Source organism: Streptomyces sp. NPDC024698, from assembly GCF_055559015.1.
On the sequence record NZ_JBVHLK010000007.1, the window covers coordinates 35012 to 54020 of the forward strand.

Annotated in this window: 19 protein-coding genes and 1 pseudogene; 11 read left to right on the forward strand and 9 right to left on the reverse strand. The window is 73.0% G+C overall.

The window, feature by feature from the left end; genetic code table 11:
- Positions 1–7: 7 nt before the first annotated feature.
- From ACZ4AA_RS18155 to ACZ4AA_RS18165, 3 genes are read right to left on the reverse strand one after another with little or no spacing between them, the layout of a single operon-like run.
- The gene (locus ACZ4AA_RS18155; RefSeq protein ID WP_467602555.1) at positions 8–418 is read right to left on the reverse strand and encodes a Rieske (2Fe-2S) protein; all 411 of its coding nucleotides are present in this window, start codon (positions 416–418) and stop codon (positions 8–10) included.
- Positions 415–999, reverse strand: coding sequence for a DUF6529 family protein (locus ACZ4AA_RS18160; protein ID WP_467602557.1), 585 nt, complete (start codon positions 997–999; stop codon positions 415–417). Before ACZ4AA_RS18160 ends, ACZ4AA_RS18155 begins: the two co-directional genes overlap by 4 nt.
- Positions 1000–1023: 24 nt before the next feature.
- Positions 1024–1701 (reverse strand): hypothetical protein, encoded by a 678-nt coding sequence (locus ACZ4AA_RS18165; protein WP_467602559.1) that lies wholly within the window; start codon positions 1699–1701, stop codon positions 1024–1026.
- A 267-nt stretch (positions 1702–1968) separates the two neighbouring features.
- Here ACZ4AA_RS18165 and aroH point away from each other — a divergent pair, with 267 nt between their 5' ends.
- From aroH to der, 5 genes are all read left to right on the forward strand, one after another.
- Positions 1969–2331, forward strand: a complete 363-nt coding sequence (gene aroH / locus ACZ4AA_RS18170) for a chorismate mutase (protein ID WP_037628600.1) — start codon at positions 1969–1971, stop codon at positions 2329–2331.
- A complete protein-coding gene (locus ACZ4AA_RS18175) occupies positions 2328–3413 on the forward strand; it encodes a prephenate dehydrogenase (RefSeq protein WP_467602561.1) in 1086 nt (361 codons plus the stop codon). The genes aroH and ACZ4AA_RS18175 overlap by 4 nt, the downstream gene beginning before the upstream one ends.
- A gap of 190 nt (positions 3414–3603) precedes the next feature.
- A complete protein-coding gene (gene cmk / locus ACZ4AA_RS18180; RefSeq protein ID WP_467602564.1) occupies positions 3604–4299 on the forward strand; it encodes a (d)CMP kinase in 696 nt (231 codons plus the stop codon).
- A gap of 53 nt (positions 4300–4352) precedes the next feature.
- Positions 4353–4970, forward strand: coding sequence for a lysophospholipid acyltransferase family protein (locus ACZ4AA_RS18185; protein WP_467603308.1), 618 nt, complete (start codon positions 4353–4355; stop codon positions 4968–4970).
- A gap of 76 nt (positions 4971–5046) precedes the next feature.
- Positions 5047–6525, forward strand: a complete 1479-nt coding sequence (gene der / locus ACZ4AA_RS18190; RefSeq protein WP_467602566.1) for a ribosome biogenesis GTPase Der — start codon at positions 5047–5049, stop codon at positions 6523–6525.
- Positions 6526–6602: 77 nt separating this feature from the next.
- Here der and ACZ4AA_RS18195 read toward each other — a convergent pair whose 3' ends face one another.
- Both ACZ4AA_RS18195 and ACZ4AA_RS18200 read right to left on the reverse strand, forming a co-directional pair.
- Positions 6603–6947, reverse strand: a complete 345-nt coding sequence (locus ACZ4AA_RS18195) for a hypothetical protein (RefSeq protein ID WP_467602568.1) — start codon at positions 6945–6947, stop codon at positions 6603–6605.
- 327 nt (positions 6948–7274) lie between these two features.
- On the reverse strand, positions 7275–8048 hold the full coding sequence (locus ACZ4AA_RS18200; RefSeq protein ID WP_467602570.1) for a hypothetical protein: 774 nt from the start codon (positions 8046–8048) through the stop codon (positions 7275–7277).
- A gap of 535 nt (positions 8049–8583) precedes the next feature.
- Between ACZ4AA_RS18200 and ACZ4AA_RS18205 the strand changes: the two genes are divergently transcribed.
- On the forward strand, positions 8584–9276 hold the full coding sequence (locus ACZ4AA_RS18205; RefSeq protein ID WP_467602572.1) for a transglycosylase family protein: 693 nt from the start codon (positions 8584–8586) through the stop codon (positions 9274–9276).
- 119 nt (positions 9277–9395) lie between these two features.
- Positions 9396–10094, forward strand: coding sequence for a LysM peptidoglycan-binding domain-containing protein (locus tag ACZ4AA_RS18210; RefSeq protein ID WP_467602574.1), 699 nt, complete (start codon positions 9396–9398; stop codon positions 10092–10094).
- Here ACZ4AA_RS18210 and ACZ4AA_RS18215 read toward each other — a convergent pair.
- The 3 genes and pseudogenes from ACZ4AA_RS18215 to ACZ4AA_RS18225 form a co-directional block, all read right to left on the reverse strand.
- Positions 9982–10710, reverse strand: a complete 729-nt coding sequence (locus ACZ4AA_RS18215; protein ID WP_467602576.1) for an ATP-binding cassette domain-containing protein — start codon at positions 10708–10710, stop codon at positions 9982–9984. The genes ACZ4AA_RS18210 and ACZ4AA_RS18215 overlap by 113 nt on opposite strands.
- On the reverse strand, positions 10707–13391 hold the full coding sequence (locus ACZ4AA_RS18220) for an ABC transporter permease subunit (protein WP_467602579.1): 2685 nt from the start codon (positions 13389–13391) through the stop codon (positions 10707–10709). The genes ACZ4AA_RS18215 and ACZ4AA_RS18220 overlap by 4 nt, the downstream gene beginning before the upstream one ends.
- A 173-nt stretch (positions 13392–13564) precedes the next feature.
- A pseudogene (locus ACZ4AA_RS18225) lies at positions 13565–14026 on the reverse strand (hypothetical protein); the annotation flags it as partial.
- A 122-nt stretch (positions 14027–14148) separates the two neighbouring features.
- On the opposite strand from ACZ4AA_RS18225, the gene ACZ4AA_RS18230 reads away from it, so the two are divergent.
- The 4 genes from ACZ4AA_RS18230 to ACZ4AA_RS18245 all read left to right on the forward strand — a co-directional run bounded on the left by ACZ4AA_RS18230 (position 14149) and on the right by ACZ4AA_RS18245 (position 17621).
- Complete coding sequence (locus tag ACZ4AA_RS18230; protein ID WP_467602582.1) at positions 14149–14688, forward strand: MTB12 C-terminal domain-containing protein; 540 nt, start codon at positions 14149–14151, stop codon at positions 14686–14688.
- Positions 14689–14694: 6 nt separating this feature from the next.
- A complete protein-coding gene (locus tag ACZ4AA_RS18235) occupies positions 14695–15975 on the forward strand; it encodes an ABC transporter substrate-binding protein (RefSeq protein WP_467602584.1) in 1281 nt (426 codons plus the stop codon).
- Between the two features lie 54 nt (positions 15976–16029).
- Positions 16030–17046: a helix-turn-helix transcriptional regulator gene (locus tag ACZ4AA_RS18240; RefSeq protein ID WP_467602586.1), complete on the forward strand. Its 1017-nt coding sequence runs from the start codon at positions 16030–16032 to the stop codon at positions 17044–17046.
- Between the two features lie 359 nt (positions 17047–17405).
- Complete coding sequence (locus ACZ4AA_RS18245) at positions 17406–17621, forward strand: I78 family peptidase inhibitor (RefSeq protein ID WP_467602588.1); 216 nt, start codon at positions 17406–17408, stop codon at positions 17619–17621.
- A gap of 117 nt (positions 17622–17738) precedes the next feature.
- On the opposite strand, the gene ACZ4AA_RS18250 is transcribed toward ACZ4AA_RS18245, so the two are convergent.
- Positions 17739–18767, reverse strand: coding sequence for a phosphatase PAP2 family protein (locus ACZ4AA_RS18250; RefSeq protein ID WP_467602590.1), 1029 nt, complete (start codon positions 18765–18767; stop codon positions 17739–17741).
- Between the last annotated feature and the right edge of the window lie 242 nt (positions 18768–19009).

The window sequence follows — 19009 nt, forward strand, 5'->3', positions numbered from 1 at the left end:
GGCCCTCTCACGCCAGGCGGATGGAGTTTCCCTCCACGGTGATCTTCTCCGCTGGCAGCGGACGCGGCGCGGGGCCGGCCTTGACCGCCCCGTCCTCGACACTGAACTTGCTCCCGTGGCACGGGCAGTCGATCGTGCCGTCCGCCACCTTGTTCACCAGGCACCCCAGATGGGTGCAGATCGCCGAGAAGGCCTTGAAGTCGCCCTTCGTCGGCTGGGTGACCACGACCTTCCGGTCGGCGAAGACCGTGCCGCCGCCGACCGGGATGTCGCCCGTCGTGGCGAGTGCCCCGCCGCCCGAGGTGTTCGGGGACGCGCTGGATGAGCCGCCGCCGCTGTCGTACTGGCTGCACCCGGCGAGCAGCGCGGACGCCCCCGTGGCGAGAATCACCGTGCGCCGCGTCGAGCGGTTGGTCATGTCGTCACTCCGAACGTACGGAAGAACCAGAAGGCGGACGTCAGCCAGATGGCGGTGAGCACGGCGAAGACGAGGCCGCCGATGACGGGAAGCAGCCAGCCGGGCAGGCGCTCCGAGCGGAGCAGCAGCATCTTGGCACTGAAGGCACCGAAGAAGAAGCACCCCAGGAGCGAGTGCCACATGACCCGGGTGCTGTACGTCTGATAGCCCAACGCGTACAGACAGTGCACCGCGACGGGCACCGCCACCAGGAACGCGATCCGCCCCGACCACCGGTGCAGCGCCGCCGACCACCCCGGGCCCGGCAGCTTTCCGTACATCATCAGCGCCGAGACGAGCTGGACGAGGGCGAAGAAGAACGCCGTCGTCGCCATCCAGGACTTCACGGCGCCGGTACTGCTGAAACCGGCGAGGTCGAAGGCCGTGCCCGTGGGGTCGTGGACCTTTCCGTAGACACCGAGTCCCACCGCGACGGCCGCGGCCACCAGGGCCGGGACCAGATAGCGCGCCGCGCCCGGACGGTCGCGGCCGGGCGGCGGGGGAGGGAAGCCCTGAGTGGCGGCGTTCGGGTCCACGGTCATGAACGGCTCCTGTGACAGAGGAGGTCAGGGGGTGACAGGACGGGCGGTGATCTTCTGGCCGTCGATCGTCACGGCGCCGGTCCGCGGGTCGATCTCCGGCGCCGCCGAGGGAGCGCCGTCGCGCTCCACGACACCGACCTGCTTCCCTCCGGGCAGCACGATCCAGCCGCCGTCGACCTTCGCGCCGCGCACGGTGGCCGTCGCCCGGTACAGGCCGGAGGGCTTGACGGCCCGGTCCGCCGTGAAGGCGTACCGCTGCCCGCCGACGTCGGCGGTGCCGCGGATCAGCCGGTCGTCCCGGAGGGTTCCGTTCAGCTCGTCGCCGTCGCCGCCGGTGAGCTTCAGGCTGCCGTCGTCCGCGACGTCGCCCTTCAGCCAGGACTCCTTGTCGTGTCCGTCGCAGAAGTACGCGATCGCCCTGCCGCCCCGCAGGGAGACCGCGACCGCGGAGGTGTCGTCGTCGGTGCGGCCCGCGTAGTCGCCGTTGGGGACGGCCGTGCGGGAGGGCGAGGGGCTCGTCGGTGGGCTCGCCGAGCGCGAGGCGGAGGCGGTCGGCGCGGTGGCCGACACCGAGACACCGGGCGACGCCTGCCGGTACGGGTTCGACGTGCCCTTCGTCCCCGTCGTCGTGTCGAGCGCCAGCAGGATCACGCCCAGCACGAGCCCCGCTAGGAGGGTCAGCAGGGGTCCTGGTCGCTTCATCCGGTCCTCCCCCGGGGGCGGGTCTCCTGCCATCAGAGCGGACGAGCGCCCCCGCGTCCAGAGGCGCACGGGCGCGTTCTCGCCCACGGTGACGGAATGGGGCGATTCGGGTGACATCGATGCTGCCGGGCGGCCGTTCCCCGCCGGATCGGGCACGCGGTCCCCGTCTCGGCAGGCGGGCGCCGCGCACCCGCGCCCGGGGGGCTGACTACGCTGGGGTGACACGACACGCACACAGATCAGCACAGATCAGCGAGGAGCATCACCGTGGCGGTACGAGCGGTCCGGGGCGCCGTCCAACTGGAACGGGACGAGGCCGGGCACATGGACGAGCAGGTCAGCGAGCTGCTCACCGCCATCCTGGAGCGCAACGCGCTCACCACGGACGACCTCATCAGCATCTGGTTCACGGCGACGCCCGATCTGCACAGCGACTTCCCGGCCGCGGCGGCGCGCAAGCTCGGCATCGTCGACGTCCCGCTGATCTGCGCGCAGGAGCTGGACATCGAGGGCGCGATGCCCCGGGTCGTCCGTGTCCTCGCGCACATCGAGTCCGACCGGCCGCGCGCCGACGTCGTGCACGTCTACCTGGGCGCCGCCGGCGCGCTGCGGAAGGACATCGCCCAGTGAGGACCGCCCTCGTCATCGGAACCGGGCTGATCGGCACGTCCGCCGCCCTCGCGCTCGCCGCCCGCGGCGTCGTCGTCCACCTCACCGACCACGACCCTGAGCAGGCCCGTACGGCGGCCGCGCTCGGCGCCGGCACGGAGGAGCCGTCCGGGGGGCCGGTCGACCTCGCGATCGTCGCCGCACCGCCGGCGCACGTCGCCGCGACCCTCGCGGACGCCATGCGGCGCGGCCTCGCCCGCGGCTACCTCGACGTCGCCAGCGTCAAGGGCGGTCCCCGCCGCGAGCTGGAGGCGCTCGGCCTCGACCTCACCGCGTACATCGGCACGCACCCCATGTCGGGCCGCGAGAAGTCGGGTCCGCTGGCCGCGAGCGGCGACCTCTTCGAGGGCCGGCCCTGGGTGCTCACCCCGACCCGGGACACGGACACCGAGGTCCTGAACCTCGCCCTGGAACTGGTCTCGCACTGCCGTGCCGTGCCCGTCGTGATGGACGCGGACGCCCACGACCGCGCCGTGGCGCTCGTCTCGCACATGCCGCACCTGGTGTCCAGCATGGTCGCCGCGCGCCTGGAGCACGCGGAGGAGACGGCGGTACGGCTCTGCGGGCAGGGCATCCGCGACGTGACCCGGATCGCGGCCTCCGACCCCCGGATGTGGATCGACATCCTCTCCGCCAACCCGGGCCCCGTCGCGGACCTCCTCGCGGACGTCTCCGCCGACCTGGACGAGACGGTCCAGGCCCTGCGCGCCCTCCAGTCCTCGGACGAGGCCAAGCGCCGCGAAGGCGCCGGCGGGATCGAGGACGTCCTGCGGCGCGGCAACGCGGGCCAGGTCCGCGTCCCCGGCAAGCACGGCTCCGCGCCGCGCGTCTACGAGGTCGTGGCCGTCCTCATCGACGACCAGCCCGGACAGCTCGCCCGCATCTTCGCCGACGCGGGGATGGCCGGGGTCAACATCGAGGACGTACGCATCGAGCACGCGACCGGCCAGCAGGCCGGCCTGGTGCAACTGATGGTGGAGCCGAAGGCGGTGCCGGTACTCGGCGCGGCCCTGCGGGAGCGGGGCTGGGCCCTGCGCCAGTGAGACCGGCGCCGGGGCGGTATCCCGGCGGCGAAGGGCCGTCGTACCGCCGCCGCGAAGGACCGTCGTACCGCCGCCGAGAGGGCCGCCGGGAAGGGCCAGTAATACGGGGTCCGCGGGGCCGGTAACCTTGTGCGGGGCGCGCTCGTGCCCCGCAGAGACCTCCACCCCGCACCAGGAAGGTGTTCCCACCGTGGAAAACGGCGCCGCCCGTACCGCTCCGGCTGTGATTGTCGCCATCGACGGCCCCTCCGGCACGGGCAAGTCGAGCACCTCCAAGGCCGTGGCCGCGAAGCTCGGTCTGAGCTACCTGGACACCGGGGCCCAGTACCGCGCGATCACGTGGTGGATGGTCAGCAACGACATCGACATCACGGACCCCTCCGCGATCGCCGCCGCCGCGGGCAAGCCGGAGATCGTCTCCGGCACCGACCCGGCCGAGCCGACGATCACGGTCGACGGGAGCGACGTCGCGGCACCCATCCGTACGCCGGAGGTCACCTCCAAGGTCAGCGCGGTCAGCGCCGTCCCCGAGGTGCGGGCCCGCATCACCGAGCTCCAGCGCGCGCTCGCCGGGTCCGCGGCGGCCGGCATCGTCGTCGAGGGCCGCGACATCGGCACGACCGTGCTGCCCGACGCCGACCTGAAGATCTTCCTCACCGCCTCCCCGGAGGCGCGCGCCGCCCGGCGCAGCGGCGAGCTCAAGGGCGCGGACATCGACGCGACGCGTGAGGCGCTGGTCAAGCGCGACGCGGCCGACTCCAGCCGGAAGACCTCCCCCCTCGCCAAGGCGGACGACGCGGTCGAGGTGGACACCTCCGACCTCACGCTCCAGCAGGTCATCGAGTGTGTCGTCACCCTCGTCGAGGAGAAGCGGGCCGCCAGGTGAGCGCACCCTCCGCGAGACGCGCCGAGGTCGGGCGCCGTATCGGCGTCGGCCTGATGTACGGGCTGTGGAAGCCGCGCGTGCTCGGCGCCTGGAAGGTCCCGGCGACCGGTCCGGCGATCCTGGCCGTGAACCACGCGCACAACATCGACGGGCCGATGGTCATGGGCGTCGCGCCCAGGCCGACGCACTTCCTGATCAAGAAGGAGGCGTTCGTCGGTCCGCTCGACCCGTTCCTGCTGGGCATCGGCCAGCTGAAGGTCGACCGGGAGATCGCCGACCGCGCCGCGATCACCGACGCCCTCGGCGTCCTGGCGTCCGGCGGAGTCCTCGGGATCTTCCCCGAGGGAACCCGGGGCGAGGGCGACTTCGCCTCGCTGCGGGCCGGGCTCGCGTACTTCGCGGTACGCAGCGGAGCGCCGATCGTCCCGGTCGCGGTACTGGGAAGTTCCGAGCGCGGCAGCCGGTTGACGAAGGCGCTGCCCCCGCTGCGGAGCAGGGTCGACGTCGTCTTCGGCGACCCCTTCGAAGCGGGCGACGGCAGCGGCCGGCGCACGCGACAGGCGCTGGACGAGGCCACCGGCCGCATCCAGAAGCAGCTCAGCGCCCACCTGGACAACGCCAGACATCTGACCGGACGCCGGGAAAACGCCGGGCGCCCCGTCGGGCGTTAGGCGACACTTAGTAGTGGATCACCCCGTTAAGGGATGGTCCACCGATCACCACGATGAACGACGAGGTACGGACTTCATGAACGACCACATCCAGCCCGACGGCTCGGCGGAACACGAGCACGGGGCACTTGGCGATGCCGAGTACGCGGAGTTCATGGAGCTCGCCGCGGAAGAGGGCTTCGACATCGAGGCCGTCGAGGGCGCGATCGAGGAGGCGGGCCACGGCCCGCTGCCCGTCCTCGCCGTCGTCGGCCGCCCGAACGTCGGCAAGTCGACCCTGGTGAACCGCATCATCGGCCGCCGCGAGGCGGTCGTCGAGGACAAGCCGGGCGTCACCCGCGACCGTGTCACCTACGAGGCCGAGTGGGCGGGCCGCCGCTTCAAGCTCGTCGACACCGGCGGCTGGGAGCAGGACGTCCTCGGCATCGACGCCTCCGTCGCCGCCCAGGCGGAGTACGCGATCGAGGCCGCCGACGCGGTCGTCTTCGTCGTCGACGCCAAGGTCGGCGCGACCGACACCGACGAGGCCGTCGTCCGGCTGCTGCGCAAGGCCGGCAAGCCCGTCGTCCTGTGCGCCAACAAGGTCGACGGTATGAGCGGCGAGTCCGACGCCTCGTACCTGTGGGCCCTCGGCCTCGGCGAGCCGCACCCGGTCTCCGCGCTGCACGGCCGCGGCACCGGCGACATGCTCGACGCCGTCCTGGAGGCGCTGCCCGAGGCCCCGACGCAGACCTTCGGCACCGCGGTCGGCGGCCCCCGCCGCATCGCCCTCATCGGCCGCCCGAACGTCGGCAAGTCCTCGCTGCTGAACAAGGTGGCCAACGAGGACCGCGTGGTCGTCAACGAGATCGCGGGCACCACCCGTGACCCCGTCGACGAGCTCATCGAACTCGGCGGCATCACCTGGAAGTTCATCGACACGGCGGGCATCCGCAAGCGCGTCCACCTCCAGCAGGGCGCCGACTACTACGCCTCGCTGCGCACCGCGGCCGCCGTCGAGAAGGCCGAGGTCGCGGTCATCCTGATCGACGCGTCCGAGACCATCTCGGTGCAGGACCAGCGCATCGTCACCATGGCGGTCGACGCGGGCCGTGCCATCGTCCTCGCCTTCAACAAGTGGGACACCCTCGACGAGGAGCGCCGCTACTACCTGGAGCGGGAGATCGAGACCGAGCTCGCCCAGGTGGCCTGGGCACCCCGGGTGAACGTCTCGGCCCGTACCGGCCGTCACATGGAGAAGCTCGTCCCGGCCATCGAGACGGCCCTGGACGGCTGGGAGACCCGCGTTCCGACCGGCCGTCTGAACGCCTTCCTCGGCGAGCTGGTCGCCGCCCACCCGCACCCGGTCCGCGGCGGCAAGCAGCCCCGCATCCTGTTCGGCACGCAGGCGGGCACCAAGCCCCCGCGGTTCGTGCTCTTCGCCTCCGGCTTCATCGAGCACGGCTACCGCCGTTTCATCGAGCGCCGTCTGCGCGAGGAGTTCGGCTTCACCGGCACCCCGATCCACATCTCGGTGCGGGTGCGCGAGAAGCGCGGCGCCAACAAGAAGAAGTAACGCCCACGGGCGAAGCGTGAGGGGCGGCTCCCCCGGGGGAGCCGCCCCTCACGCGTGACCTCTCACGGAACCGCCGCTCAAAGGCCCCTGCGCGGGGCGGGCGGCAGCGCGGCCGGGATGTGGTGCATCCCGGAGCCGTGCTGGCGGGTGCCCGGCTGCCAGACGGCCGTCGTCGTGGTGGTGTGCCCGTGCTGCGCGGAGATCTGCCGGGCGGTCTGCGCTCCCGCGCTGTACGAGCTGTACGTGCCCGACGAGCTGAACGAGTTGGAGCCCCGCCCGAGGATCCCGAAGGCCTTGAACTCCAGGTTCTCCTCACCGTGCCGGTCACCGGGCAGGGTCCTGAACGCTCTGATCCACTCGGCGTAGAGCGCGTCGTAGATCGGGGTGGCCGATGAGCCGCCCTGATGATGAGGGTCATGCACCGGCCGCGACGCCGTCACCTCTCTGCTCGGACGGAGGGAGGAGCCAGAGGAAGGGACCGGCTGGAAGGGCCGGTGGCCGGGGACGTCGTAGGTGTGCACGTACGTGCCAACGACCCCGCCGCCCAACAGATGCGGTCGGAACGGTCATTTCGCGGTCCGTCGGGGGTGAGCGGCGCGCGCGGGGGCGCGGAGCGCCGCACGGGCACCCCTGAGCGGCCGAGGCCGCCGGGCCGCCTCGGCTCTCCGTCGCGCCCCCGCGTCCTCCGCGGCCCCGCCGGCGTCCGGTCCACGGTGCGTCCCGCCGGGCCGGGGCCCGGCGGGACGCCCTCACGTGCCGGCGAGGGGCATCGCCGCCGCGACCAGCAGGCCGTTGGCGGCCGCCTTGTCGAGCGCGTCACGCAGCAGGTCCTCCCGCGGCTGACGGCCGATCGAGCCGACCGGCGCCGCGAACAGGAGCACCTGCTGGAGCTTGTTCGCCGCGGCGCGCCAGCTGTCGGTGACCTGGAGCGCCTGGTGGGCCTGCCACCAGGCGACCGGAGAGCCGCCGCCGGTGCCCGGCTGGAGCACGGCGTGCAGCTGGCCCGCGGCGAGCAGGACGGACCAGCCGTGCAGGACCGGCGGCACCGAGTTCAGCTGGGTCGCGGGCATGAAGCCCTGCTCGATCAGCAAGGGCAGGAAGTCGTCGCCGATGTCCGTGGAGCCCGGTCGCACGATCGGACCGGTCGGCTCGACGACGAGCGCCGGGTGCAACTCGCCGTTGATCAGGACGAGTCCGCTGGTGACCCCGAGCACGGCCTGCTCGGGGACGGGGTCGGCGGGCGCGCCGTCGGGGTGGATCGAGCGGACGGCGCCCTGGAGTTGTTCCTCGGTGACCTGCACGACCTGAGAGGGGAGGCAGGTGGCGTGGGCGAAGGCGAGGACGGCGGTCTCGTCGCCGATGAACAGGACGGTGCTGGTGCGCTCCTGTTCCGAGTCGCCCGGGGTGCGGCACGACGTGCAGTCGTAACTGCCGGGGGCGTTCTCTCCGGCGAGCAGCCGGTCGGCTTCTTCGTCGCCGATCTCGGCGCGTACGTCGTCGCTGACGTCGAGCATGCGCGGCACGGTGGCTCCTCGGGATGCGGTGCGTGGCGGTGCCGGGTGGCTCCCGGCCCATGAACCGGGGGTTCCCGGCTCTTGAAGATGTCAACGGGTGATCTGTGGCCGGAGTCACGCCCGAGAGCGAACGGAATCGAACCATCCGACGCCCAGGGTGAAGGCGCCCCCGGAATCGGTTACTCCCAGTCAACTTCCAGAAGGCCGGAGGAAGTTGACCGGGTGAAGTGAGTCACAGGTCGCGCTGGTCGGGGGTCGACAAATCCGGAAATCACCCTACGAAATGGGTGGCCGAAAATCGATGTTCCCTACGGTAACCGCTAACTGGCCTCGAATGACAAGGAGTTGGTTGATATCGGGGCGCCTCGCTCCATAGATTCCTGCGCCGTGTGCAACGAGCACCGCTCGGGTACGTCCGCCGGCCGATCCCTTTCCGGATCACAGCAAGCCACCGGTGGACGGGTCGGAGCGCAACGGCCGCGTCCAACGCGCAGGCCATCGCGCCCCTTCCTGGGGGACCCCGGGTGTTTCGAGAGGGAAATACATGTCCGCATGTGCCGACACCACCCACGGGAACGGCCAGAAGACTCGTACGGCGAACAGGACACGGACGACGGCGGTCCTCGCCGGGGCGGCACTGCTCGCCCCGCTGGGAGTGCTCGCCGCGACCGGTGACGCCACCGCGGCCGACAGTGGGGTGTGGGACCGCATCGCCCAGTGCGAGAGCGGCGGCAACTGGCACATCAACACCGGCAACGGCTACTACGGAGGGCTCCAGTTCTCCGCCGGCACCTGGCGCGCCTACGGCGGCACGGCGTACGCGCCCACCGCCGACAGGGCGTCCAGGAGCGGGCAGATAGCCATTGCCGCCAAGGTCCAGAGCGCCCAGGGATGGGGCGCCTGGCCCACCTGTTCGGCCCGCGCCGGGGCCTACGACAGCGCGCCCGGCTCCTCGGGGTCCGGGCAGTCGACGCGGTCCGCGAGCGCGAAGCCGGCCGTGAAGCCGGCCCAGAAGTCCGTCCCGGCGAAGCGGGAAGCGGCAAGGACGCCGTCCCGGGCGCCGGGCCACGTGAACCGCGGCTCGTCCCGCGGCGACTACACCGTCCGCGAAGGCGACACCCTGAGTGCCATCGCCGCGCGGCACGGGACCACCTGGCGGAAGATCTACGCCGCCAACACGTCCGTGATCGGCGGTGATCCCGACCTGATCGTGCCCGGGCAGCGGCTCGACATCTGAGCCACGCTCCCCCTCGTCCCGGGCACAAGGCCCCATCCGGTCGTCCGACCGGGTGGGGCCCTGGGCGTGCCGGGCGCGGGCTGGGCGGGCCGGCCGGACGCGCTGCTTAGCGTGGCCCGATGTCACTCATGCCGACCCGGCGGACCGCGCCGGCCCCACGCACCGCGTCCCGGCTGCCGAGCGGACGTGTGCGGTACGCGGCCGTGCTCGCCGCCGTACTGGCCGCCCTCGTGCCCCGCGCCGCGCAGGCCTCCGCCTCGCCCCCGCTGCCCGGCCCCGGGGCGCTCCGGGGAGCCTACGACTGCGCGAACGACGAGTGGCCCTGGACCTGTCTCGCTCAGTGCGAGAGCAGCGGCCGCTGGCACGCCAACACCGGCAACGGCTATTACGGGGGGCTCCAGTTCTGGCAGCCCACCTGGATCCGGTACGGCGGGCTCTCCTACGCCCCGCGCGCCGATCTCGCCACCCGCGCCCAGCAGATCAAGGTCGCCGAGAAGGTGCTGGCCGAGCAGGGCTGGGGAGCCTGGCCCGACTGCTCCAGGTCGTACGGACTCCAGGGTCCCTTCCACGTGGTGAAGACCGGCGAGACGCTCGCGTCGATCGCCCGCAAGTACCGGGTCAAGGGCGGCTGGCAGACGCTCTACAACGTCAACAGGAAGAAGATCGGCAGCAGCCCGAGCCGGCTCGTCAAGGGCCTCAAGCTCGTCATCCCGAAGGCGGCGGGCGCCTCCCGTACCGGTGCCCCCGCCCTGTTCGGGCCACCCCTGAACCCGGCGGCCCGACGCTTCGTACAGCCGTCTCTCCCGCCTCTCCGCTGAACACGACCGCGCCCCGGCGCAGTTCATGGACGTACGTCGTCCGGCCCGGCCGCCCGCGCAGTCCCGGCGGCAGCCGCTGCTCGGCGATCACCACACACGCGTCGAGGGCGCCCAGCAGCGCGTACGTCCGGGCCGCGACCGCCGGTGACATGCCCTGCGCGGGTTCGTCGACGAGCAGCACGCGGGCCCGGGACGACAGGGCGTGGGCGAGGGCCAGCACCCGCTGTTCGCCGCCGGAGAGGGTGCCCGCGCGGCGCGGCAGGAGCGGTTCCAGCTGCGGGTAGGCGACCAGCGCCGCCGGGAGGTCGGCCGCCCCGAGCTCCAGGTTCTCGCGCACGGTCAGCGAACCGAACACGGCCCGGCGGTCCGGGACGAGACACAGCCCGCGCCGGGCCCGCTCGAACGCGGGAAGGCGTGTCACCTCGACGCCGTCCCAGACGACGGCACCGGCGGACAGCGGGACGACTCCGGCGAGGGCGCGGAGCACCGTCGTACGGCCGGAGCCGTTGCGGCCCAGCAGCACGGTGAGTCCGGGGCCCGGGGCGACCAGGCTCACGCCGTGCAGGGCCTCCAGGGGGCCGTAGCGCACACGCGCGCCGCGCAGGGCGATGCTCATCCGCCGGCCCCCGTGTCCAGCACGCGACCGGCGGGACCCGAGGCGACGATCCGCCCGGCCGCCATGACGTGGACGGTGTGGGCCAGACCGGCCACCAGGTCGAGATCGTGCTCGACGACCAGGAGGGCCATGCCGTCCGCGGCCAGCGCCCGCAGCACCCGGGCCAGCGCGGCCACCTCGCCGGTGTCGAGACCGGCCGCGGGCTCGTCGAGCAGCAGGATCCGGGGGCTTCCGGCGAGCGCCCTGGCCAGCTCGACGCGCCGCAGCGTCCCGGTCGGCAGCCCCGCGGCGGGCAGCGACCGCACCGGCCCGTCGAGGCCGAGCAGCCGCAACGCCCGCTCCGCAGCCCCGGGATCGGTGGTCCGGCCCTGTTCCGCTCCCACGCGCACGTTCTCCGCCACGGTCAGCGACGGGAACACCGCCAGCTGCTGGAAGGTCCGCGCGATGCCCAGCCGCGTCCGCGCGTGTGCGGCCAGCCGGGTGATGTCACGCCCGCCCAGCAGCACCTGTCCGCCCGAGGGGCGCAGTGTGCCCGCGAGACAGTGGAAGAGGGTGCTCTTCCCGGCCCCGTTGGGCCCCACGACCGCGATGACCCGCCCGGGAGGGACGTCGAGCGTCACCCCGTCCAGAGCGGTGAACCCACCGTGATCGAGCCGAAGCCACCGAGCCCCGAGCGGCTGCGCACCCCCGCCGACGGACCGGCCGTACGGGCCCGCGCCCTGCGTTCCGGCGACCGCCGTTCTTCTCGTGCCGGGCCCGGTGGGAATCGGGGTCGGTGGGGTGAAGTCCTGTCGGGCGGGGGCGGATGCCGTGGCGACGGTGTCCGCCGTGGTGCGCAGATGGATGCGGGTGCGGGTGCCCAGGGGAGTCAGGGTCGCGTGGCGGGCGGGGCGCAGGCGGGACAGCGCGGTGCGCAGGGCCTCGTACGGGCCCTCGGGGAAGCGGCCGACGAGGACGGCGAGGAGCCCGATCAGGGCGGCGGCGACCCCGCCACGGGCTCCCGCGTCGAGCCCGACCAGCAGGGCGGCGGCGACGAGCGCGCCGAGCACGCTGTCGGCGCCGAGCACGACGACCGCCGCGAACCACAGCAGACCGCGCACGGGGTCGTACGCGGTGGCGTCGAAGGCGCGCAGGCCCATGCCGAGCATGCCGCCGCCCAGGGCGGCCAGCGCGGCCCCCGCGACGAACGCCGTCAGTTTCAGGGCCGGGACGCGGACGCCCGCGGCCGACGCGCCCGCCTCGTGGTCCCGCATGGCGGCCAGGGCCCGGCCCGTCCGGCCCCGGCGCAGCGTGTGCGCCGCGAGCAGCGCCACCGCCAGCAGCAGGAGTTCGAGCGCGTAGTACGCGCGGTCGCCGCCGAATCCGGCCGGGCGGCCGAGGGACAGACCCGCCACCGCGTACGGCTGCTCGAAGACGAACCGGCTGACGCCCACGCCCACCGAGAAGGTGGCCACCGCGAGCGCCAGACCGTGCCGTGAGATGGCCGGCCACCCGGTCAGCAGGCCGAGCGGGGCCACCAGCAGCACGGCCACCGCCAGCGCGGCCAGCTCGGGCAGCCGCGGCAGCCCCGGGAACCGCCCAGCGGCCAGCAGCGCCGTGAACAGGGCGCCCAGACCGGCGTACGCGGCCTGCCCCAGCGAGATCTGGCCGCCCCGGCCGGTGACCACGACCAGCGAGAGGAGCACGACACCCAGCGCGGGCACCTGCACCGCCGTGTACAGGTCCGAGCCCGCGAACCCCAGGGGCAGCAGGAACAGTACGACGGCCGCCGCCCGTGCCCCCGGCGGCGCCGGCCCGCGGACCGTCGCCCCGCGCGGGAGCGCGTCCCGGCCGCCGATGCCGGGCAGCACGAGCGCGGCGACGAGCAGCGCGACCACGAACAGATTGGCGCCGACCGCCTCGACCAGCGGCTCCGCCCAGCCCGTTGGATGCAGCCGGGTCAGCTGGCTCTGGGCGACACCGATGCCGAGCGCGACCAGGACGGCGACGGGCAGACTGCGCATCCTGGCCGCCACCGCGACCGCCATCACCTCGATGACCAGCAGCGGCAGCCCGTACGGGTCGAGCCGCACGTACGGGGCGAGGAGCACGCCCGTCAGGCCCGCGGTGAACGAGCCGAAGGCCCAGCCCGCCGCGGCCACCCGGTCGGCGTCGATGCCGCCGAGCACCGCGAGCGGGCGGTCGTCGACGACGGCCCGCAGCTCCGTGCCGAAGCGGGTCCAGCGGGTCACCGCGCCCACGCCGGCGACCAGCGCGACGGCCACCGCCAGCTGGCCCCACGGGTCCGCCGACACCAGCGTCGGCGCGTCCGCGCGGGCGCCGGTGCCCCACACGAGCGCGGCGCCGCCGACCAGCAGGACGAAGACCCCGATGCTCGCGACCAGGGTCCGCGCCGGGTCGCCGCCGAGGAGGGACAGCGGCCGGAACACGAAGCGCTCCAGAGCCATCCCGATGGCCGGGGCCACCACCAGCAGCGTCACCGAGGCGCCCAGCGCGAGCGGCCAGCCCCATCCGACCGTGAACTGGCGCAGCAGATAGGCGCACACCATCGCGATCGCGCCGTGCGCGAAGTTGAGCACCCCGGTGGCCCGGTAGGTGACGATCAGCCCGATCCCGGTGAGCGCCGCCGCGCCGCCGACCGAGAGACCGGCGAGGGTGAGGTCGTAGGTCAGCGAGGACATCAGTCGCCCGGACCGGTGGACGGACGCTCGGGGGCGGCCGGGCCCTCCGGAGCTGCCCGGTGCTCCGGGACGGCAGGGCGCTCCGGGACGGCAGGGTGCTCCGGTGCGGCCGGGCGTTCGGTGAGGGGCGGGCCGCCGGGGGCGGGGGAGGGCGGCCCGCCGGCGGAGGGGCCGTCCCCGCCGTCGGGTTCGCAGATCGGGCACGGTCCCAGGTCCCCGCTCGCCAGGACCCGCGAGTCGGCCGGCACTGCCTCCGGCTTTCCCGCCACCAGGGGACAGTCCGCGCGGTGGTACAGGGTGCCGCCCGGCACCATGAGCAGATCACCGCCGACGGCCACGGGCGCACCGGCCGCCGGCCCCGGCTCCTCGGCGTCGGCGGCCACCAGCAGCCCGTACAGCTCCTCGACGCGGGCCGTCGCCGAGGCGTTCCTGCCGTGGGCGAGCAGCACCGCGCCGGCGACGATCAGCGCCGCGCCGGGCACCGTGCAGGACGCGAGGTAGGGCAGCTGGCGTTCGGCGTACCGCTCGCCCGAGACGCCGTACCAGCCGATCACGCACAACACCGCTCCGGCGGCCAGGGCGGCCCAGCCGGCCCACAGGGCGGGGTGCACGCTGCGCGGTCGAGCTGTCCGCATCCGGACTCCCACACGTCGGGTATCTGTCCAAGCCGGCCGATGGCTTGCACTATGCCTTCTGGAAGCCGACCCTGAAAGCGACGGGCGCTTTCGGCCCGGACCGACACCCGGTGGTGAGCCAGATGGTTCTCGGGAGCGACCTCAGGCGGGGGAACGTCAGGGCGATGGCGGGTGCGGCGGTCCTCGTCCTCGCCGCGGCCCTCACGGCATGCGGCGACAACGGCGGCGGCGGGAGTTCCGCGTCGTCCACACCCCCGGCGCAGCAGTCCACCGGTGTGCCGCCGGCCACGGCCCCGGCCGACCCGGCGGCGGCCGGGAACGAGATCAGGCAGAACTGGGAGAAGTTCTTCGACCCGGCCGTCTCCGCCAAGGAGAAGCAGGCCGTGCTGGAGAACGGCGACCGGATGGCCCAGGTGCTCCAGGGCTTCAACGGCGACCAGCGCGGTCAGCAGGTGAAGGCCACCGTGAACAAGGTCGAGTTCACCTCGCCCACCGAGGCGAACGTGACCTACACGCTGACCCTGAAAGGCGCGACCGCCCTGCCGAACGCCTCCGGCACGGCCGTCGAGCAGAACGGCACCTGGAAGGTCTCCGTGAACACGCTCTGCGCGCTGGTCCAGCTGAGCGGCAACGGGTCCTCCAGCCCCGTCCCGGGCTGCTGACCCGCGGTGCGGCGCACAGCGACGGGCGCCGCCGTCGCGGGCCTGCTGCTCCTGCTCGGCACGGCCTGCGGCAGCCGGCTCCCCGAGAGCGACTTCGAGCACCGCGCCACGCCCCCACCCCGGCCGTCCGCCGCGCCGATCCGCGTCGGCATCATCAGCAGTTCCACCAGCCCCGTCGGCGCCGCCGCCTTCACCGGACCGCGGGACGGGGCGAAGGCCTTCTTCGACCGGCTCGACGCCCACGGCGGCATCGGCGGACGGCAGGTCGAGGTGCGGCTGTGCGACGACGGCGGCAGCGGTGTCGGCAACAGCGCGTGCGTGCACCGGCTGATCGACGAGGACAAGGTCGTCGCGCTCGTCGCCACCACCGCCCTCGACTACGCGGGCGCACCCCAGGTGTCCCGCGCGGGTGTGCCCGACATCGGCGGCCAGCCCATCGGCGCCGCCTACGACACCTATCCGCACCTGTACGGGATCTACGGCAGCCTCGCGCCGCGCGAGGGCACCCCCGGCTGGAACGGCGAGCTCTACGGCGGCACCGAGGTCTACCGCTACTTCAAGCGCGTCCACGGCGCCCGCACCGCCGCCGTCGTCTCCTACAACCAGTCCGCCTCCGCCGCCTACGCCCGGCTGGTCACCCAGGGACTCAGGACCGAGGGCTACCGCGTCGTCACCGAACAGGTCGACTTCGCGCTGCCCGACTTCCGCGCCGCCGCGGCCGACCTCAAGGCCCAGGGCGCCGACCTCGTCTTCGACGCCCTCGACACCCACGGCAACGCCCAGCTCTGCAAGGCCATGGACGACGTCGGCGCCCACGTCGTCGCCAAGGTGACCAACGTCCAGAACTGGACCTCCACCGTGCCCCAGGACTACAAGGACGCGCCGCGTTGCCGCAACGCGCTGTGGGCCACGGGGTCCAGCCGCAACTACGAGGACGTCGGCGACGCCCCCGTACGGGAGTTCCGTGACGCGACCAAGGGGCTGCCGGCCCACTCCCAGTGGCAGCTGGAGGGATGGGCCGCGGCACGGTGGTTCACCGACGCGGCGAAGTCCTGCCCCCCTTCGGGCGTCACCCGGGCCTGCGTCGACGCGTTCATGAACCGGGGCAGGGCCTACACCGCGGGCGGGCTGCTGCTCCCCGTCACCTACGAGCGGCTGCCCGAGCCGCCGAGGACACGCCGGACCTGTCTGTCGGTGGCCCGCTGGCGCGACGGCAGGGGCTGGGTCACCCAGGGCGACATGAACACGAACTGCTTCGACGTACCGCAGATCGCCTACCGCCCCTGAACACCGTCCCCTTGCGGACAGCCGCTGTCCGCGAGCGCTGGCAGACTCGGCGCCATGTTGGAGACCTCCGCACGACTGCTGCGCCTGCTCTCACTGCTCCAGGCCCACCGCGAATGGTCGGGCGCGGACCTCGCCGGGCGGCTGGGCGTGACCGCGCGCACGGTCCGCCGTGATGTGGAGCGGCTGCGCGAGCTGGGCTATCCCGTCAACGCCAGCCCGGGCACGGGCGGCGGCTATCAGCTCGGAGCGGGGGCGGAACTGCCGCCGCTGCTCCTGGACGACGACGAGGCCGTCGCGGTGGCCGTGGGGCTGCGCACGGCGGCCGGGCAGGGCATCGAGGGCATCGGTGAGTCCTCCGTCCGCGCGCTCGCCAAGCTGGAACAGGTCCTGCCGAGCCGGCTGCGGCGCAGGGTCGGCGCGCTGAACGCCTTCACCGTGCCGATGCTGCGCGGGCCGCTGTCCTCCGCCGTCGACCCGGCCGTGCTCACCGAACTGGCCAACGCCTGCCGTGACAGCGAGCGGCTGCGGTTCGAGTACCGCGATCACGGGGGCTCCGCGACCCGCCGGAGCGTCGAGCCGTACAGGCTGGTGTGCACCGAGCACCGCTGGTATCTGGTCGCCTGGGACGTCGACCGCGACGACTGGCGCACGTTCCGCGCCGACCGCATCACGCCCCGGCCGCCGCACGGGCCGCGCTTCACGCCCCGCACGCCACCGGCCGGCGACCTGGCCGCGTACGTCTCCAAGGGGGTCTCCACCGGCGTCTACGCGAGAAACGCCGTGGTCCGGCTGCTGGTGCCGCTGGAGGAGGCCGCCGCACGGATCTCGCCCTCGGCCGGGACCCTGGAGGCCGAGGGGGACGGCAGCTGCGTCGTGCGCACCGGGGCGGCCAGCCTCGACGTCCTGGTCATCCACGTGATGATGATGGGCTTCGAGTTCGAGGTCCTTGAGCCCGCCGAACTCCGCGACACGATCAGGACGGCCAGGGACCGGCTGTCCCGGGCGCTGGAGCGGCCGGGGCCCGAACGGCTGGGCCTCGGGGGAGAGCCGGTCCCGGACCCTGTTCCGTAGAACGGGTTCCGCCGCGACCCGTGCGGGGGTTCTGTGTTCGAACGGTGTATTTCCTATGCGGCGTCAGCTTCCGGGGCACGCGGCGGAATCGGGCGGACCCGAAGGGAAAAGCTCCTCAAGTGCGCGCCGCCGCACCGCCGCGCACATTTTCACCGAGGGCTATTGGGGGGCGTCCGCGTGGTGACTCCGAATTACGTTCGAAGGCGTGCGGAACACGGAAGCGGACCGCAAACGGGTGATGCAGTTCGCCGAAACGCGTGTCGTGATCCTGTGACAGAAGCGTGACCGGCGGGGTACAGGTGACGCTTCGTCGCCGATCGGGCTTCCCCGGCCAGGGCGGGCCGCCTACCGTGGCAGTCATGGCACCCATTCCCCCCGCGCGCGCAGAACCGCAGGACAGTCCGGAGAGCTATGTCGGCCTGGAGGTGAGCCGTGCGCAGGAGCGTGCGCGCGAGCAGGGCTGGCCGACGGTCCGCTCGCTGCCGCCCGGAGCGATCATCACCATGGAGTACCTGGTGGGGCGGCTGAACTTCGAGGTCGCGGACGGTACGGTCACGCGCTGCTGGAAGGGCTAGGCCGGGTCCGTGAGTCGCTGTGACGCGGCCTGACGACTTGCGAAGAAGGCCCCCGGCTCGTCGAGCCGGGGGCCTTCGTGGTGCGGGGCGAGGGTGTGCGTACCGGCCCCGCGGTGCTCAGCCGCCCGTCAGCGGGCGGGCCGCCGCGGCACCGGCCGCCGCGCGGGCGGGACGGTCCGGGTGCGGCGGGCGCCGGCTGCCCGCGGGTGTCACCGGAGTGCGTTCCGAGCGGGCGGTGTGCGGGCCCGGAGCCAGGTGGACGGGGGATCTGGACGGACGGGGCACGACGGGCTCGCGGGCCGGCACCTCGCTGTCCACGGCGGCGGCCCGCGGCGACAGGACCGGTGCGCGGACCGGAACGGGGGCGGGGGCGGGAGCGATGCGGCCGCGACGGTCGCGCCACAGGTCGCGCAGCGCGAAGATCCCGGCCTCGGAGCGGGCGATCAGCGGCTCGCACCAGGGCAGCGCCAGCAGGATCAGCAGGCCGGCGGCCCAGCCCAGCAGGACATCGCTCAGCCAGTGCGTACCCAGGTACACGGTGGTGAGGCCGACGCCGAGCGAGGTCACGGCGGACAGCGCCGAGAGCCAGCGTCTGGCTCTCGGGGTCGACGCCAGATAGGCCAGGATTCCCCAGGTCACAACGGCGTTGGCGGTGTGGCCCGAAGGAAATATATCGCCGCCGAGGCCCATCTCGTTCGAGCCGATGGTGATGGCGTAGTGCGGACCGAGGCGGCCCATGCCCAGCTTCGCGGCCCCGACGGTGATGTTGAGCAGCAGCAGGGACGCGCCCAGGGTGAGCAGCGGACGCAGTGTGTGCTGGCGCCAGGAGCGCCAGCCCAGCCACGAGGCGACCATCACCGCGGTGGGGCCGCGCTGGCCGAGCACCACGTAGTAGTCAAGGAACGCGTGGATCTCCGGCCACTGCTGGTAGGGCCGGAAGAACATGACCTGCCAGTCGAACCGGACCAGCCACGACGTGATCGCCACGGCCCACACGATCGCCAGGTAGAAGGCCAGGGTCGCCGCGAAGAGGACGACCCTGTGCCGACTCATCTTCGGCACATCGATGTGGGCCGGTCGTTCCGGCTCACGGTCCAGCCGGGCGAAGACCCGGTCCAGACGGGTGAGGTTTCGTTCGGTACGCACTCAATCGACGTTACAGCGAGTGAGCTGCGTTCCAGGCCGATTCACTCGGTTTGTGATGACGATGTGATGTGGGATTCCTCTCAGGATCATGTTCATTTCCAATGAATCGCTAATACCGGAACAGTGGAGCCTTCAATTCCATTGATCACCGAGAGGCTTCGAGTTTATGGCACTTTTATATTCGTTCATCGGGTGATGGTGCGGAATTCGCTGCCCGCTCACCGGTCCGGCGCGGGGTGCCG